At 52.0% G+C, this 17,294-nt stretch carries 12 protein-coding genes and 1 pseudogene; 9 read left to right on the top strand and 4 right to left on the bottom strand.

Going from position 1 to position 17,294, the window contains the following annotated elements; genetic code table 11:
- Positions 1-24 precede the first annotated feature (24 nt).
- Positions 25-267 (top strand): annotated as a pseudogene (locus RYZ18_RS13945) (glycine-rich domain-containing protein); the annotation flags it as partial.
- Between the two features lie 330 nt (positions 268-597).
- The gene (locus tag RYZ18_RS13940; RefSeq protein WP_317657475.1) at positions 598-6,099 is read left to right on the top strand and encodes a beta strand repeat-containing protein; all 5,502 of its coding nucleotides are present in this window, start codon (positions 598-600) and stop codon (positions 6,097-6,099) included.
- An 86-nt stretch (positions 6,100-6,185) separates the two neighbouring features.
- Here the strand turns inward: RYZ18_RS13940 and RYZ18_RS13935 are convergent, their stop codons facing one another.
- From RYZ18_RS13935 to RYZ18_RS13925, 3 genes are read right to left on the bottom strand one after another with little or no spacing between them, the layout of a single operon-like run.
- Positions 6,186-6,572: a hypothetical protein gene (locus RYZ18_RS13935; RefSeq protein ID WP_317657474.1), complete on the bottom strand. Its 387-nt coding sequence runs from the start codon at positions 6,570-6,572 to the stop codon at positions 6,186-6,188.
- Positions 6,572-7,921, bottom strand: coding sequence for a recombinase family protein (locus tag RYZ18_RS13930; protein ID WP_317657473.1), 1,350 nt, complete (start codon positions 7,919-7,921; stop codon positions 6,572-6,574). Before RYZ18_RS13930 ends, RYZ18_RS13935 begins: the two co-directional genes overlap by 1 nt.
- The gene (locus RYZ18_RS13925; protein WP_317657472.1) at positions 7,918-8,373 is read right to left on the bottom strand and encodes a DUF2924 domain-containing protein; all 456 of its coding nucleotides are present in this window, start codon (positions 8,371-8,373) and stop codon (positions 7,918-7,920) included. Before RYZ18_RS13925 ends, RYZ18_RS13930 begins: the two co-directional genes overlap by 4 nt.
- A gap of 540 nt (positions 8,374-8,913) precedes the next feature.
- Here RYZ18_RS13925 and RYZ18_RS13920 point away from each other — a divergent pair.
- Positions 8,914-9,096 carry a hypothetical protein gene (locus RYZ18_RS13920; RefSeq protein ID WP_317657471.1) on the top strand — a complete coding sequence of 61 codons (183 nt, stop codon included), beginning with the start codon at positions 8,914-8,916 and terminating at the stop codon, positions 9,094-9,096.
- Positions 9,097-9,884: 788 nt separating this feature from the next.
- On the opposite strand, the gene RYZ18_RS13915 is transcribed toward RYZ18_RS13920, so the two are convergent.
- Positions 9,885-10,181, bottom strand: a complete 297-nt coding sequence (locus RYZ18_RS13915) for a hypothetical protein (RefSeq protein ID WP_317657470.1) — start codon at positions 10,179-10,181, stop codon at positions 9,885-9,887.
- Positions 10,182-10,779: 598 nt separating this feature from the next.
- Here RYZ18_RS13915 and RYZ18_RS13910 point away from each other — a divergent pair.
- The 6 genes from RYZ18_RS13910 to RYZ18_RS13885 are packed head-to-tail and all read left to right on the top strand — an operon-like array spanning position 10,780 to position 17,185.
- The gene (locus tag RYZ18_RS13910; RefSeq protein ID WP_317657469.1) at positions 10,780-12,042 is read left to right on the top strand and encodes a transporter substrate-binding protein; all 1,263 of its coding nucleotides are present in this window, start codon (positions 10,780-10,782) and stop codon (positions 12,040-12,042) included.
- Positions 12,043-12,095: 53 nt separating this feature from the next.
- A complete protein-coding gene (gene urtB, locus RYZ18_RS13905) occupies positions 12,096-13,688 on the top strand; it encodes an urea ABC transporter permease subunit UrtB (protein ID WP_317657468.1) in 1,593 nt (530 codons plus the stop codon).
- Positions 13,688-14,767: an urea ABC transporter permease subunit UrtC gene (gene urtC / locus RYZ18_RS13900; RefSeq protein WP_317657467.1), complete on the top strand. Its 1,080-nt coding sequence runs from the start codon at positions 13,688-13,690 to the stop codon at positions 14,765-14,767. The genes urtB and urtC overlap by 1 nt, the downstream gene beginning before the upstream one ends.
- A complete protein-coding gene (gene urtD, locus RYZ18_RS13895) occupies positions 14,757-15,521 on the top strand; it encodes an urea ABC transporter ATP-binding protein UrtD (RefSeq protein ID WP_317657466.1) in 765 nt (254 codons plus the stop codon). Before urtC ends, urtD begins: the two co-directional genes overlap by 11 nt.
- Entirely contained in the window at positions 15,521-16,216 is a 696-nt protein-coding gene (urtE, locus tag RYZ18_RS13890; RefSeq protein ID WP_317657465.1) for an urea ABC transporter ATP-binding subunit UrtE, read from the top strand. Before urtD ends, urtE begins: the two co-directional genes overlap by 1 nt.
- 18 nt (positions 16,217-16,234) lie before the next feature.
- A complete protein-coding gene (locus RYZ18_RS13885; RefSeq protein ID WP_317657464.1) occupies positions 16,235-17,185 on the top strand; it encodes an acetamidase/formamidase family protein in 951 nt (316 codons plus the stop codon).
- The last annotated feature ends 109 nt before the right edge of the window (positions 17,186-17,294 follow it).

Genomic DNA, 17,294 nt, shown 5'->3' with positions numbered 1-17,294 from the left:
GGAAATGACGGCGGGGATACAATTTTGCAATTTACCCCTTTTGGTGGCGGGGGAGGGGGTGGTGCAAGTACTGCCGGCGGTGACAGCGCAAGTGGCGTGTCCGGGGATGGAGGTGCAGGTAAGGTTAGCTCCATTTCCGGCACAGCGACTTTTTATGCTGGTGGAGGTGGTGGTCAGTCTTTCGTAGTCGATGGTAACGGAAACTTATCGATTGGCAGTGGTGGTATCGGTGGTGGAGGAGCTGGAGGTGTGTCCGGGCAGCCAAATACTGGTGGCGGTGGCGGTGCGCGTGCTAACGGTGGTTCTGGCATCGTGATCCTGCGATACTCGCTTCCGACCGCGAATGCAGGATCAGATCGGGTGGTGCAATCAGGCTCAAGCGTGGCGCTAAGTGGCTCGGGCTCCAAGTCAAACGATGCGAATAGAACCCTTGCAACTTATTCTTGGTCAGCGCCGTCCGGCATATCGCTCTCGAATACTGCTGCTCAGCAACCAACATTCACGGCGCCTACCATCCCTGCTGGGGGAAGCAACAGATCTCTAACTTTTTCTCTGGTCGTAACTGACAATCGTGGCATTTCCTCGGTTGCGGATACTGTGACGATCACAGTTGACGCTCCGCCTGCGATTACGATTACGGCATCTGAAGTGAGCAATGGCGCTACATCGAACGACGCGACATTGTCGCTTGCGTTCACCACAAGCGAGACTACGACTGATTTTGATGCGAATGACATCACTGTAACCAATGGCAGTATTAGTAGTTTTTCGGGGTCGGGTACGAGCTATACCGCGACGTTCACGCCAACGTCTCAAGGGGCCACTACGATTGATGTTTTATCGGGGAAGTTCACTGATACGGTAGGCAATAGCAACACTGCCTCTGCACAGTTCAATTGGACCTATGACTCCACGGCTCCCACGATTGCCATTGCAGCATCTGAAGTGAGTGATGGCGCTACATCGAGTGACGCGACATTGTCGCTTACGTTCACCACAAGCGAGACTACGGCTGATTTTGATGCGAATGACATCACTGTGACCAATGGCAGTATTAGTAGTTTTTCGGGGTCGGGTACGAGCTATACCGCAACGTTCACGCCTACGTCTCAAGGGGCCACTACGATTGATGTTGTATCGGGGAAGTTCACTGATACGGCAGGCAATGGCAACACTGCCTCTGCGCAGTTTGGCTGGATTTATGATGCGACGTCTCCGACCTTTGATGTTGCACCTTCTGTTGGCAGCGTGACATCTTCTGGCTTTACACCTTCAGCGTCGATTGATGAGGCGGGGACTATATACTACGTTGTTGTTGCGGATGGCGCCACGGCTCCAAGCGTAGCACAAGTCACGGCTGGTCAAGACTCCACAGGTTCTGTCGCGCTTGCGTCTGACAGTGAGACGGTCTCCAGCGCACCTTTTTCGAGTAGCTTCTCCGCGGTCACGACTCTGTCGGAATTTACAGCCTATGACGTCTATTTTGTCGCGCAAGACAATGCGTCCACACCCAACGTCCAAGCAAGCCTCGCAAAGGTTGATGCCACAACGCTCGATGCGACCGCCCCAACCCTTTCGTCTTCCACGCCTTCTGATGACGCGTCGGGCATAGCGTTGGCAGATAACATCGTTCTCACTTTTAGCGAGAGTGTCCAAGCTGGTACGGGCAATATCACGATTTCAGGACAAACTTCTGGCGGGTCCAGCGACACTCGTGCCATTGCGATCGGCGACGCACAGGTTAGCATTTCTGGGTCAACGGTCACGATCAACCCGACAGCTGACTTATTACCTTCAACAAGCTATAATGTTCAGATTGCGTCAACTGCGATCGATGACCTTGCGGGCAACTCATTCGCGGGGATCAGCGATACCACAACTCTGAACTTTGACACCGGCTCGATCGCGTCGCCGCCAACATCCTTGTCTGCCTCAGTTGCGTCCGGGCAGATGAGCCTTTCATTTTCCGCGCCAAGTGGTTCTGGAACAAGTCCGATTACGGAGTATCAATACCAACTTGATGGTGGCTCCTGGGTGAGCACTTCGTCCACATCGACTTCCATCAACATCACCGGGCTGACCAATGGCTCAACATATTCGGTGAAGGTTCGCGGTGTGACGTCCATTGGTCCAGGGCTGGAGTCGAGCGCGTTATCCGTGACTATCCCAACTTTTGATGCCAACCTGGTCGCCTCCGCCACGGTATCAGAGCCCGTTGGTATTGGTACGACTGTCGATACCGTTGGAGAAGCCGTCGATCTATTTGATTTCACGATCTCTGATGGGGGCGGAGATGGGCTTGCAACAACCATCAGCCAAATCGTTGTCAATGTTTCTGGTACTGCCTCGGACGCGGTTCGCGATCAAATTACGTGGCGCCTCGATGGTCCTGATGCGTCCAATGTGACCGGAACATATAACGCGTCTAATGACACAATCACTTTTACTGGCTTGTCCATCTCAATCGCTGATGGGAGTAGTGAGACGTATACCATTAATGGTTACTTCAACGACAATACGAATGTCACGGAAGACCAGACCATTATTTTGAGTGTTGATGGCGATACAGATTTGACTGTGGGGGCAAGCGGAACCCAGTTTGCTGCAACCACAGCTGTCAATAACAGCACTGGGACAACCGTTGACGTTGTCGCGACTACTTTGGCTGTCACAACCCAACCTGCAGGGAGTGTGAGTGGCTCTGCCCTGACAACGCAGCCTGTCGTGACTGCTCAAGACGATTTTGGTAATACGGACGTAGACTTCACAGAAACAATAACGCTTACGGAAGCCAGCGCAGGCACATTGTCTGGCGATGTGGATGTTGCGGCAGTTGCGGGTGTCGCGACATTCACGGATGTTACCTACACCGCCACAGCAGATCAAGAGAGCTTTATTTTGACGGCTGATGATCAGAATGGGGTTGGCAGCGACTTATCTGCAGTGAGCGCCAATGCTATCACTTCAGATGTGGTCGCCACCAAATTGGCCTTCAGTACTCAACCAGCTCCCCTAGCGATTGAACATGGAACTGCGACAGCGTTCACGACGGTGCCGGTTGTTGACGCGCAAGATGCAAATGGCATCACAGATACAGGCTATACGACAAACATAACCATCTCCGAAGTCAATGGCGTAGGATCGGCGACGTTGTCTGCATCGGGCGATACTGACGGCTCATCAAGTACCGTCTCAATTGCACCGGTTAATGGTGTTGCAGTGTTTGCAGGGATGTCGATAACCTATTCAGCATCTGGGAGCTCATCAGAGACACTGAACCTTCAAGCATCCTCTGGGGCATTAACCACGGCCACCAGCAGCCAGATAACATCATCCGACACGACCGCTCCAACAATCACTTCTGTGACCGTATCCAGCGCCGGCAGTTATAAAGCAGGCGATACTCTCGAGTTTACCGTAAACACCTCAGAAACGGTGACTGTTTCCGGCGGTCCGCCTAAAATTGCTTTTAATATCGACGGTGGATTTAGGGAGGCGCTTTACGTCTCAGGAACTGGCTCAACTGCACTTTTGTTCCGATACACGGTGCAATCTGGTGATGTGGGAGCCGTTACGCAACGCGCCACGGTTATGACGGTGAACGGTGCGGCTATTCGTGACGGTGCGAACAATCAAATCACATCGGCGCTCAACAACTTTGGTGATTTAAGTGGGGTGATTGCCGATGGCGCCGCGCCAACGATCTCTATTCAAAATGCACCAACGACTGTGAACTCCACATCAGCGTTCAGTGTAACGTTTGAGTTTTCAGAAGATGTCACTGGCTTTGCAGTTGGCGATATCACCGTCACAAATGGCACGGCTGGTAATTTCGTAACTGTCGATGGCAACACCTACACCGCAGACATCACACCGAGCGCAGGTGGTAATGTTGCAATAGATGTAGCTGCAAACGTTGCCCAAGATGGTGCAGGCAACACCAATACCGCAGCAACGCAGGTAAGTGTCACCTATGATGCGACAGCTCCAACGATCTCCTCTGTCTCAGTACCATCAAATGGGACCTACAGGGCAGGACAGACCCTGAGTTTCACGGTAAACACCTCCGAGAATGTCACTGTGATTACCACTGGCGGCACGCCTGAGATTGCTTTAACCATTGGCAGCACCACGCGGCAGGCAACCTATGTGTCTGGGAGCGCGTCCACAGCACTCTTGTTTAGCTACACGGTCCAATCAGGCGACGAGGATGCAGATGGTATCGCTGTTGGTTCTTTATCTGGCAATGGAGGAACGCTCAAAGACAGCGCTGGCAATGACCTGAACCTCACGCTCAACAGTGTCGGCAGCACATCCTCTGTGTTGGTCAACGCCACCGTTCCGGCGATAAGCTCAGTCAGCCTGAGTGCTGATAACAGTTCACTTACCGTAACGTTCTCTGAGGCCGTATATGGCACAAGTGGCGGTTCGGGTGATTTAACAGCTGCTGATTTTGCTCTGTCCATCACAGGTGGGACTGCAACAGTCACGTCTACGCCAAGCTCTATAACGAAGACGTCGCAGAGTGTTTGGGTCCTTGGCGTAGGCCTTTCTGGAGCACCAGATGGAAGTGAGATTGTGAGTGTTGTGCCCGTAAGCGCAACATCGATCTATGATGTGGCTGGTAATCCGGCATCTACGACCCAGTCTAATAATACTGCAACACTGAATGATCAGGCTGCACCCACTGCCACATTCAACCCGACGAATGGCGCGACTGATATCGCGACAACTGCGAACATCGCGATTACGTTCAATGAAGCGGTGCGCTTGATCGACAATACTGCGCTATCAGACGCAAACGTGGATGCGCTGATTACACTGAAGGATACCGGCTCCAGCGGCTCAAACATCGCTTTTGATGCAACGGTGAGTGGTAATGTAATTACAATCACTCCAACGAGCGATTTCGATACATCGCAGGTGGTGTACGTCGCGATCGGGGCAACGATCGAAGATTCATCCGATAACGCCTATGCAGGCGGCTCGGCTATATTTACAGTCACAGCAAATATTGCCTCACCAGCAAGCGACTTTGCTGAGAACGAGGCAGTAATACGCTCCATCATTATCGATGACATGATGCGCGCTGTGCGCAGCGGGTTGAACGCCTCGACCCGTATGATCCGCGATGCCCGCAACCGCCTGATTGCAGATGACCGCTGCCGCGATGAGGATAGTCAGAGCGATGATCGCTGCACACTACCCACGCTTTCGACCCGCTCAGTTCCATTGGAGATTGAGGGCGTGGCCTCTGCGGATGCAGTAACGCTCAGCACCAGAGGGACAGCTACAGCGAGCCTCATCCAACACAGTGGGGCTTACCGCAGACTGTTCTTTAGCGACTTTGATATCCAACATGACCTTGATCGCGATGACACAACCGCAACGCTCTCCGCACGGCTGGCTTGGGAGCACATGGTCAGGGATGGAACGCTGCTGGGATATTACGTTGGGGCAGAGGCCGCAGAGAGTGATCTGAAGGGGACATTCGCAGGGGACCAAACCCGCCTTGGCTTGAGTGTGGGGGGATACGTTGCCCACCGCCTTGCGCAGACGCTCTACACGGATGCCTATATCTCCATCGGGGTTGGCCATAGCGACCTGGATATCAGCAATGGGACGCTGGCGCTTGAGAGCGATTACCGCAGCGAGACGGTGACAGCGGGGGCCTCGATCTCTGGGGCCTATGTTATGGAGGCTTATGAGTTCCGTCCTGAGCTTGCATTCAACTACGGCAAGTCAGAGCTTGGGACGGTGTTCTTCACGGGCCGCGCATACGGTCTTGTGGATGACACGCTGAGCCTGAATGCGGGGTCCGTATCGATCGCGAACCTCACGCTTCGCCCTGAGGTGATTTACACGCTTGAAGACGGCCTCCTAGCCAATACCAACGCGACGCTCTCCTTCGCGCCCCGCTTGATCTGTGAGCGGACTATGTCCACGCGGCGCACAGAGAACTGCGGCAGTGGGGGTGAGGTGGGCTTCAGCGCGCAATCCGATGATGGCCTGCGCAATGCCAACTTCCGCTTTGCCATCGACAAGGTGGGCAGTGCGCGCCGCTCAACCGCAGCCCTCGGATTGGAAATGCGGTTCTGAGGGGAGCTGGGTAAACACAAGTGCCCGTGAACAGTTCGCGATCCATAAACTTCACTGAGACAAAACACCATCGCGGTCAGTGGTTTTCAAACCCTGTCCTCCGCGAACACGAGGCTTTCTTGCTTGGCCCAAAGGTTTTCATTGATATCCATCATCTCTCGTAAAGTGAGGGCGGGTGTGTTGCGCATGTAAACGAGGCGCTTGAGCACGTCGGGTGCAAGATAGGCCAGTCGCAATTGCCGCGATACGCTGCGCCGATCCATTTTGAGATGCGCTGCGAGATCTTTTGCTGTTTCGAACTCACCAGCCTCAAGGCGCCTTCGCCAGCTCCAAGCGCGCCCTATGGCGCGGAGTACATGCGGCTCTTGAACAGCGTCATGGCCTAAATGGGCATCTGCTGGAGGAAGGATTTTGGGGCGACCATTCTTTTTGCGGAGTGTCAGGGGAACGAAGATTTGGATGCTGTCGGTCATTATGCGGCCTCGCTTTGATCTTTAACCATCATGTCGCGCAGAACGTCTGCGATCCCTTCTGCGCGGATATCCATAATCAAGCCTTGTGCTGTGACAGTCACCTTGCGCACGAGCAATTGGATGATCCGTGCTTGCTCCCCTGGGAAGAGCTGCTTCCAAAGATCATCAAACTGCTGCAAGGCGGAGACGACACGAGGCTCAGAGTAATCATGCCCCTCCCGCGAGAGGGCCATGATGACCTGCGCTGCTGTTTCGGGGGCGCGGATAATCCGGCGTAACTCTCGGATGACGGCCCCCTCTACTGTACCAGCGGGCAGGCGCGTGGGACAGTCATCTTCGATTGGCTCCCTGGTTTTGATGAGATCCATGGAGACATAGTAACGATAACGCCGGTTGCCCTTCTTCGTGCTCGCGGGCGTCATGGCCACGCCATGAGCGGTGTAGATCAATCCTTTGAGCAAGGAGGGGGTTTGGGTGCGTGTGTTCAGGGCGCGCTTGTGGGGGCTGATCTCCAGCGTGCTATGCACCTTGTCCCAGAGTGCTTGGTCGATGATGGCTTCATGCTCGCCAGGGTAAGATGTGCCCTTATGCACGGCTTCTCCGAGATAAAGACGATTGCGCAGCATGCGATAAAGGGCGCCTTTATCAAAGGGTCGCCCCTTTTTGCCCACAATGCCGCGTGCTCGGATATCTTTGACCAAGACGGTTGCAGAGCCGATCTCGACAAAGCGTTCAAAGATATGGCGCAATATGGCCGCTTCTTGAGGGTTTACGCGCAGCTTTCGATTGTCGAGGTCATATCCGAAGGGGATGTTCCCGCCCATCCAAAGACCCTTCTTGCGACTTGCCGCAAATTTATCGCGTATCCGCTCAGCTGTGACCTCCCGTTCAAACTGGGCAAAGCTCAAAAGAATGTTGAGGGTCAGTCGTCCCATCGAATTGGTTGTGTTGAAGCTTTGAGTGACGGAGACAAAAGTCACGCCATTGCGGTCAAAAATATCAACGAGCTTGGAGAAGTCTGTGAGGGATCGTGACAGTCGGTCAATCTTGTAGACAACGATCACATCTATGAGACCTGCCTCCACATCCTGCAGAAGTTGCTGCAGAGCAGGGCGCTCAAGCGTACCGCCTGAGATGCCACCATCATCGTAGTTCTCACGGACCAATACCCAGCCTTCGGAGCGCTGGCTTGCAATATAGGCCTCACAAGCCTCACGTTGTGCATGTAGGCTGTTGAACTCTTGCTCAAGCCCATCTTCGCTCGATTTGCGGGTGTAGATCGCACAGCGTTGACGACGCGGCTTGTCTAGGGGTGCTTGTGTCGGTTGTGGGGTTGTGTAGGGGGTCATGTTTGGTGCCCCCGCTCAGATCGCAGGCCAAAGAAGCGATAGCCATTCCATCTTGTCCCAGAGATTGCGCGCGCGACCCCGGAGAGGGATCTATAGGTGCGCCCCTGCCACTCGTAGCCTGACCTTTGGACAGTAACGTGATGCGCGACACCATTCCACTCGCGCACGAGGGTTGTGCCAATAACGGGGTTGCGCGGGTCTTCGGTCAGGCTTTTACGGCGGACGAGCCCCTCTGCTTCATCAGCCAAACTGTTCAGGATGCGCTTTGTGTTGGGATCCAAGCCGCCATAAGCCAGCTCTTGAATGCGGTAGGCGAGCCTGTGTTCGAGATTGGCCCGTGAGAAGGGCGGCGGCGTGTCGCCAAAGAGATCACGCCACTGCTCTTTAAGCTTCTCAATCGGTGTATGGGGGAGGGCTGCAATGCGCGCAGGGATTGGGTCTTGATGGGTCATGCTGGTCTCCTGTGAGTTGGAGTTGCAGTACCGCTCTGTTTGCGGGGGAAGTGTAGGGAACTGTCTCTCACCTTATGGGATAGATGGTCGCACTCTAAGGCTACAAGGCGCAGCATAGCCGTGGCGAGGAGGCTAGATAGTTCGGCGCGGCGCTCTTGCGCACTCATACGGTCAGGGTTTTGGGGATTTGGTCGGTTCATGCGGCGCTCCTTGATGGGTCTCGATGGATGTTGCGAGCTGCGGGCTGTGGGATGGGGCGATTTGGCTTTTGCAGGCGGGATTGCACGGACGAGGCAGTGTGGGGGGGTGCAATCTTGGGATCGCGAGGCTTGCTTGGAAGAGAGGCCTACAGCGGATTTTAAACTGCGCGCATGAGTGGGTGCAGAGATGGTCGAGATTGGGTGGGGCTTGGGTTAATTACATGCGCAAGTAATAAGTTACACATGCAATAATGCGGCTAAATATGTCTATTTGAGTTGATTAGATGCCCGCCTAGAGCGAAGCTTGGATCACACACACCGCCCGATTGGAGTCTGCCAAATGACCTTAGCTGCACGCTACAATGCCCAAGCCCAGCGCTTGATGCCACAACATGCTGATAGCTTGGAAGTGGATCAGAGCATCAATGATGCTGTCCAGATCGACGAGATTGTCTTCCGCCGCAGCGAGTATTTAGGTGGTATGGCGGCCGTTCTCTTGGCTTTGATTGAGCAGCAGAAGTGAAGATGGTGTCTCGTGAGTACCCGGGCACAGATCGCTATTCAAATTGGACCGAAAGAGTGGGCCCATGTTTACTGCCATTACGATGGCTATCCCGCTCATATGCTTCCCGCCCTCGCGCCTTGGACGCCACAAGATATTTGTGCAGCCCAAGAACTCAGACAGATCACGTCTGAGGCGTTACAATCTTTTGATCCGCCACGCCCGCCACGCATCCTGCCGCGCCCAACTTGCGAGCTGTCCCATCTATACATTTACAAAGATGGAACATGGATTGAGTACAGCTGCCCTAAGATCGGCGATAGCACGCGCTCAGTCGGTAATTGAACTTGCGTGCCCGCCCAGCGCTCATCTGACTGCAGTCTGAAGTTTGTGATGGAGGCTTACGCCGTCAAAACGACGCGCTAGCCCTTGTGGCAGTTAAATGCTCAGGCCTTAGAAACACAAAAGCGCCCATGAGGCTCTCCCCAGGACGCTATTCTTCGATGATTAGAAGGTAGGTCAAGGGGCCTAGAGAAGTCAATTGGAAAGCGGCAGATCTAGTCAATTTTGACAGCGCGCGCCCAGCGCCCCGTGGGATAACTTAAGTCAAGCATATGTCTCAATCATAATGCGCTGGGACAACTAGCTACAGCATTTATCAAGTTTGCCGTCAGGCGATCTGAGCTAAACTTTGGCGGGCTTGCGAGTTCAATAAAATTTTGTGCTTTTCAGTTTCTGCTGAGAATTTCCTGTGGCTGAGCTCGCCTATCTGTCCTGTTAAGCACGGCCTGAATGCGTAACTTAAAAGATCAAGCTAAGATGATGTAATCTGACTTGCGACCTAGACCCGCTCGCTTCAACTTACCCTTTTCGATCAGGCAACGCAGTGTGCGAAACTTCGTGCTCACAGGCATGTCTGCGATCAAATCCTGCGCCTCTAAATCATGAAGGGAAAATGATCCGTCTGCTTTTGCAGCCAGTGCCGCGGCACTGAGCACATATTTTTCAGCTTCAGTGAGTTGATGAATGCCCGCTAGCCTCTCCATTTGTTCCAGTGTGTAACGCAACCGCGCAACATTGGTGAGGATGTCAAACTTTACAGACACGGATTGCTGCTCCTTCTGCTCTGAGATTAGCCGTGGAGTTACTCCAAGAGAATTCATGGGGGGCAAATGGTTAAGTGCAGCGCGGTGGCTGCTGGGTGGATTCTTCGCCAAAACGGGTGGATTCTATTTGGATTCCCATGAAAATCCAAATAATCAATCCGTTTTGGGCTCAGGGCATTGATACTAAACAATAAAAATTAACTTAAAGCCAGGGTGGATTCCAAAGTGGATTCCCCGGTGAAAATCCAAGTCGCTAGAAAACTCGCGCGCTGAGCCCCCCCGTATAAGCAAAGGCCCAGGGAGGAACCGTGGGCGGGGGTCATTGGCTTTTGTGGGATGCATCGTGTCGGACGAATCGATTTTTGGTGTCAGAATTGTCAGCGATCGTTCAACTTCGCATTCGAATATTTAACTGGAGCTGCCTATTTTGGTAGCAATTGCAACTTTTTGCGCCTAAAACTTTATCGCTGCGTTGCAGCGGGATGCCGCGCTGCAGCAGGTCATTGACGCCTTAACTGTTGGGTCCATCACTGAACTAGTGATTAGAAGTTAGACCTTTAACCCCCGTTGTTTTAGGGGCCAGAATAAGGAGCGAAAGATGACTAAAAGTTTGTCCCGTCGCGGCGTTCTAAAGGGCGCTGGCGCTACTGCCCTGGGCATTGCAGCCTCCAGTTTTCCAGTGCCGGGTTTAATAAGAAGCGCTCGAGCGTCAGATGTTGTAAAGCTAGGGTGCCTTTTCTCGTCTTCAGGCGCCATGGCTAACGTTGAGGGGCGCCTGACCAGCGTGGTAAGGATGGCTGCCGAAGAGCTTAACGCAGCCGGTGGTGTGCTAGGCCGTACTGTTGAGGTCGTTGGCACCGATCCAGCGTCTGACTGGCCTCTTTATGCACAACTTGGGCGTCAGTTGATCACACAAGACCAAGTTGCCGCCTTATTTGGCTGCTGGACTTCAGTGAGCCGTAAATCAGTCCTACCCGTGGTCGAGCAAGAAGACGCCCTCTTGTATTACCCACTGCATTTTGAGGGCGAAGAAAACTCTAAGAACGTTGTGTATCTAAATTCTCCTCCCTCTTCGTCTGTGCTTCCAGCTGTGGAGTATTTGATGGGTCCTGATGGTGGAGAGGCAAAGCGCTTCTTCATGCTTGGTTCGGATTATGTTTGGCCACGAACAATCAACCAGCAGCTTAAGGGCTATTGGGCCTCAAAAGGGATCACGGACGACGCTTGGCGCGAGGAATATGTTCCGGTTGGACACTCGAATTTCCAAACATTGGTAAACCAAATCCGTGAATTCGCTGATCAGCCTGGAGGCCAGCCCGTTGTTATCCTCACAGTGGTTGGCAATTCTATCCCCGATTTCTTCAGAGAATTTGCGAACCAAGGCATCAGCGCACTCGACGTGCCTGTGCTTGGACTTGATGCCTTGGAGGCAGATTTTGAAGGTCTAGACACGGCCGCCCTTGTAGGCCACTTAAATTGCTGGGCTTACTTGCAGACAGCGTCTGGCCCAAAAAATCAAGAGTTTCTAAGTTCGTGGGCGAACTACGTAGCAAATTCTGGTGTACCGTATAGACCAGACGTTGCAATTGACCCCATGGTATCAGTTTATGACGGCGTTCATTTGTGGGCGCGTGCTGCCGAGATGGCAGGTTCGTTTGATGTGCCTGAAGTCAGAGCTGCAAGTCCTTCGGTCTCCTTTGACTGTCCATCGGGCTACGAGATCTCGATGATGGCAGATAACACCTACATCAAACGTGGGGTTTTCATAGGTTCATTGAACGAGAGCCAGGGTTTCGATGTACTGTGGCAATCCGAAGGTACGCCTGACCCAGTGCCATTTAGCCCCTTCATGAATTCGTAATCCTCAAATGAGCGCGGCGATTTTAGTCGCCGCGCTTCTTGGAGATGCCGCTAATGCCCTTCGTTTTTTTCTTTATTTTGTTCGTTCCACTGTTCGCAAAGCCCGTATTTTCAGATCGTGCGATGCTAGTTGAACCTCTCTGTATAACTGAAATTTCTGATCAAGTTCTTGGGCTTCAGCAGCTTGCCAGGATAGGCCTAGACCGCGGAATAAATGAGGTTGCGTGGGCGCAAACGGTGGTGTCCGCAGTAGGAAACCGATCTCTGTCATGTTCTGCAGAGGGTGTATACATTAGCCAAGCAGAGACTGCGGTTGATGCTGTTTCCTTGGCTCCCACCACTCTCCCAGTCGATGCGTTTTCACCTCCAGTAAATAATCGAGTACGTGCCACTGCAGCGTCAGCGGAGGCTATTTTAAAACTTTTTTCTTTGACTGAAGGACTAGCGGAGCGGCTTCAAGCTTTGTCCACATTGGAACGCAGGCGAGAAGCTTTGACTGTGGAAGTTCTAAACGCCGCCACTGAATACAACAATGATCTCGAGGTGTTACAAGGGATTGAGGCCCTTCGGGCACAAATGCTTCTCGATGACCCCGATCCGAACAACCGTATTATCGCGATTGAAGCAATCGCTCAGCAGGCAACTTTGCGGAACAGAACGCTTATCGAAGAACAGATTTCGAAAGAATCTGATGCACAAGTTATCGAGGCGGGTGAAGCTGCAATCTCTAGTATTGATAGAGAGCTAGCCATTGGGCGCATTCTTGCAAGTCTTTACAGTGGAGTAAGTTACGCGAGCGTGCTTCTTTTGGCAGCACTTGGACTGGCAATCATCTTCGGCCTGATGGGTGTAATAAACTTGGCTCAAGGTGAATTTATAATGATCGGTGCGTATGCGGCCTGGTTCGTGCAGAATGCTATCCGGAGCTTTGCTCCGAACCTACTGGATTGGTATCTGTTAGCCGCTCTGCCAATTTCGTTCATGGCTGCAGCATTAGTTGGTTTGATCATGGAAGCTTTGGTGCTTCGAAGACTCTATGATCGGCCGTTGATGACTCTATTGGCCACGTGGGCCGTCAGTCTCCTGCTTATAAATACGGTGCGTATTACCATTGGCACCCAAAACCTTGAGTTTTACCAGCCTATCTACGTTTCGGGGGGAATACCGGTTGTGGGAGATTTTATAATGACTTGGAACCGATTGTTTGCCATCGCATTAGCATGTGCAGCTTTTGCAAGTGTGGTTGCCACTTTGCGCTTCACGACATTTGGTATGAATGTTCGAGCTGTAGCGCAAAACCGTGCAATGGCTGGTGCAGTAGGAATCGATACACGCGGAACAGACCGGAGGGCTATAGCGCTGGGGTCAGGCCTTGCTGGTCTAGCTGGCGTAGCACTTGCTCCTCTTTACAATGTGAACCCTAACATGGGGGCAGGATTTATCGTAGACAGTTTTATTGTGGTTGTCCTTGGAGGAGTAGGTAGTCTTGTCGGCACAGTTGTAGCTTCTTTTGGGATCGGCCAGATCAACGTAATCATGGAGCCTATTTATGGAGCTGTTGCTGCAAAGGTGGTCGTTTTGCTCCTGGTAATCGCGTTTATACAGCGCAGGCCTGAAGGTTTCTTTGCACCGAAAGGCCGTCGGTGATGACCAAGTTAAGCCTGTTTCGATTTGTTGCGTTCACTCTTGCAGCGTTGACTGTAGTATTACCAATCTTTGGTGGACCTCTTGCTAACACCGGTTTGGGTGTTTCGCCATATATTGCGAATATAATCGGCCAAATCGCTACCTTCGCACTTCTTGCGTTAGCGCTTGATTTGATTTGGGGATTTGCTGGAGTGCTGTCTCTCGGCCATGGATTATTTTTCGCGCTCGGCGGGTATCTTATCGCCATGCACATGCTCAAAGCGGGCTACGTATATCAAAATATCACGCCAGACATTATGACTTTCATGGGTTGGACAGAGTTACCAAATTATTGGGTTTTCTTTGAAAGTTTTCCATATGCGGTGATGCTCATTTTGTTAGCGCCGGGAATGGTAGCTTTACTTTACGGCTGGATTTCTTTTCGTAGCAGAGTGAGCGGGGTCTATTTCGCGATCATTACCCAAGCGCTTACATATGTTGTCATGTTGCTAATGTTCCGAAATGATACTGGATTTGGCGGCAACAATGGAATGACTGGGTTTACCAGTCTGCTTGGCCTGCAAATGGGAGAGCACAGCACTGCAATTTGGCTCGCCACAGCAAGTACAGCGGCTCTTCTTTTAGGTTTTTTGGTCTGTGGCCGCCTCGTCAACTCTCCGTTCGGCAGAATGCTCGTTGCTGTTCGAGATGATGAGGCACGACTTCGCTTTCTTGGTTACGATCCAGTGTGGCCTAAGCTTGTAGCTTGGACGGTATCAGGCGTTTTGGCTGCAATTGCAGGCGCCCTCTATGTACCGCAAGTCGGTATTATTAATCCGCGATTACTGTCGCCTGAGCTTTCCATCGAAATAGCGGTCTGGGTGGCGCTTGGGGGAAGAGGTACCTTGTCAGGTGCCGTTATAGGGGCGGCTGTTATTAGTGCTCTTAAGTTTTGGCTTACTGGTTTTGCACCTGATGTTTGGCCATTCATCTTGGCATTAGTAGTGCTCATAGTGGTTGTTTACCTCCCTAATGGCCTCTCAGATCTGCGTTTGCGTGGTGTGATCCCAGCCAAAGGAGGGCCGCGTCGTGAGTACTGAAGCACTGGGAGGACAAGCAATTCAAGTTGATGGTTTGCGCGTTGCCTTCGGAGATTTCGTAGCGATCCCTGCGCTAACATTTATTGCGCGTTACGGTGAGATACATGGTGTAATAGGACCTAATGGCGCTGGAAAAACAACGCTTCTCGACGTGATCACGGGCAAAACACGCCCAAGTCAAGGCAAAGTTGTTCTTGATGGAGTAAGTGACTTGCTCCGTCTAACTGAGCCACAAATTGCATTAGCTGGAGTTGGTCGCAAGTTCCAAAAACCAAGCGTGTTTGAAGCTCTAAGCGTGACTGAAAATCTAGAGTTAGCGTTACGGCTTAATCCTAGATCAGTTTTTTTTGAATTGAGAAATTGGGCTGATCGTCGACGCGATGCACGTGTTCAAGAAGTTTTGGAAGAAATTGGTTTGACAGATCGCTCGAATGCTCTCGCGGGTACACTTGCCCACGGGCAAAAACAATGGCTCGAAATCGGTATGTTGCTAATGCAACGGCCAAAGCTCCTTATGTTAGATGAACCAGTTGCGGGGATGACCGATGCAGAAACTGAACGCACCGCAGATCTTGTGCGTCGTCTCCGGTCTCCAGATCGGGCAATTTTAGTAATTGAGCACGACATGGCTTTTGTGGAGGAGATTGCGGACCGAGTGACGGTTTTGCATGAGGGAACTCCTATTTTTGAAGGCCAGATGTCTGCGGCACGTGCAGATGAACGTGTTCGAGAAGTATATTTGGGGCGCCACTAATGCCATTAACAGTTTCTTCTTTGTCTCAGAGTTATGGAACGGCCATTATTCTTGAAGATATTGGCTTTCAAATTGATTCTTTATCTTGTTCGGCGCTGCTTGGTAGAAATGGTGCTGGTAAGACTACTTTATTACGCACTCTCATGGGCGTTATGCCTACACGCTCTGGTAATATTATGTTCGATGGCTCTGATTTGACACGGGCACCGTCACATGTGCGTGCGCGGGCAGGTATCGGATATGTTCCGCAAGGCCGCGAAATTTTTTCTGATCTAACAGTTGGGCAGAATATCGACATTGTGCTTCGCAACCATCGGACGCCAGATCCGGATTCCATTAAGGAAGAGCTAACTAATCTGTTTCCAGTCCTGGGACAGATGTGGCGACGGCGCGGTGGTGACCTTTCTGGAGGACAACAACAACAACTGGCAATTGCTCGAGCGCTTGCACCGCGCCCAAAGCTGCTAGTTCTTGATGAACCAACCGAGGGAGTTCAGCCTTCGATAGTTGAGGATATTGAAAATGCTATCGCGGCACTAAAGGGCCGTATGGCGATCCTTTTGGTCGAACAATACTATGATTTTGCGCGCTCTCTGGCCGACAGTTATGTGGTTTTAGATCGAGGGCGGATCGTACTTCGTGGCGCCGGGTGCGATATGGAAACAGATGGCGTTCCTAGTTTTTTATCAGTTTAATCTATAAAGAGGTATATCATGAAACACCATCACATTGACTGGCGACCTGAACACCTTTTTTGGGGCTACTTTGATGCAAAAACCCCTGCAGTGCTTGAGATTGAAAGTGGCGACGAAGTCACTCTGGATTGCCTGCCAGCTTGTACTGTAGAGGACTTGCCGCCGGGAAACGTTGGAGTTCTGCCTGACCACCAAAGAGCTTTAGAGGCCCATGCTGGGGCGATGGGGCCAGGGCCACATTTCATGACAGGGCCCGTATATGTTAAGACTGCGAAGCCTGGTGATGTTCTTCAGGTCGACATATTGGAAGCTACACCGATGCAGGATTGGGGTTTTACTGCAATTATGCCTTGGCTTGGAGCTTTGCCAGACGAATACACAAACTACCAACACCTTCACATATCGATAGATCGTGACGCTAACACGTGCAAGGTTCCTTGGGGACTGACCATGCCTCTCGATCCATTCTTTGGCGTTTTGGGAGTGGCTCCACCAGAAGCTTGGGGGCGCATCGGTTCACCTCAGCCAAGGGCTCACGGCGGTAATATGGACAACAAAGAGCTTCGTCCTGGTACAACATTGTACCTGCCGGTTTTCCAAGAGGGTGCAATGTTTTCTGCTGGGGATGGACATGGCAGGCAAGGGGATGGTGAGGTTTGTATTGCGGCCCTCGAAACGGCTTTGCGAGGAAGATTTCGGCTCACGGTTCGCAAAGATATGAAGTTAGCGGGTCCTTTCGCTGAATCGGACACGGATCTTATTTCGATGGGTTTTCATGAATCCCTCGATGAAGCTATGCGGCGTGCTGTTAGGCAAATGATTGAATTGGTTAGTCAAAGGGCTGGAATTAGTAAGGAGCAGGCGTACATGCTTCTGAGCTTGGCCGGAGACTTGCGTATTACGCAAGTGGTCGATGGCGAAAAGGGCGTGCATATGATGATGCGAAAAGAATGGTTGTATAAATCTTGATCGCAAAATGATGTTTTACGTACAAGCTCACCGAGCTTGTTAATGCGAAATCATCCAATTAATCTGAAAACGGATTCAGCCAGAGGCTGAGTCCGTTTGATGTCCAGAT

The sequence above is a fragment of the Roseovarius sp. 10 genome (genome assembly GCF_033100315.1).
Classification (GTDB): Bacteria; Pseudomonadota; Alphaproteobacteria; order Rhodobacterales; family Rhodobacteraceae; genus M30B80.
The sequence above is the reverse complement of the archived record's forward strand: the minus strand, read 5'-3'. Positions and strand labels throughout refer to the sequence as shown.

What these genes read in the sequence shown, in the direction of transcription:
- RYZ18_RS13935 (WP_317657474.1), bottom strand. Translation starts at nt 6,572, where the DNA reads ATGACCGACAGCATCCAAATCTTCGTTCCCCTGACACTCCGCAAAAAG.
- RYZ18_RS13930 (WP_317657473.1), bottom strand. Translation starts at nt 7,921, where the DNA reads ATGACCCCCTACACAACCCCACAACCGACACAAGCACCCCTAGACAAG.
- RYZ18_RS13925 (WP_317657472.1), bottom strand. Translation starts at nt 8,373, where the DNA reads ATGACCCATCAAGACCCAATCCCTGCGCGCATTGCAGCCCTCCCCCAT.
- RYZ18_RS13920 (WP_317657471.1), top strand. Translation starts at nt 8,914, where the DNA reads ATGACCTTAGCTGCACGCTACAATGCCCAAGCCCAGCGCTTGATGCCA.
- RYZ18_RS13910 (WP_317657469.1), top strand. Translation starts at nt 10,780, where the DNA reads ATGACTAAAAGTTTGTCCCGTCGCGGCGTTCTAAAGGGCGCTGGCGCT.
- urtB (WP_317657468.1), top strand. Translation starts at nt 12,096, where the DNA reads ATGCCCTTCGTTTTTTTCTTTATTTTGTTCGTTCCACTGTTCGCAAAG.
- urtC (WP_317657467.1), top strand. Translation starts at nt 13,688, where the DNA reads ATGACCAAGTTAAGCCTGTTTCGATTTGTTGCGTTCACTCTTGCAGCG.
- urtE (WP_317657465.1), top strand. Translation starts at nt 15,521, where the DNA reads ATGCCATTAACAGTTTCTTCTTTGTCTCAGAGTTATGGAACGGCCATT.
- RYZ18_RS13885 (WP_317657464.1), top strand. Translation starts at nt 16,235, where the DNA reads ATGAAACACCATCACATTGACTGGCGACCTGAACACCTTTTTTGGGGC.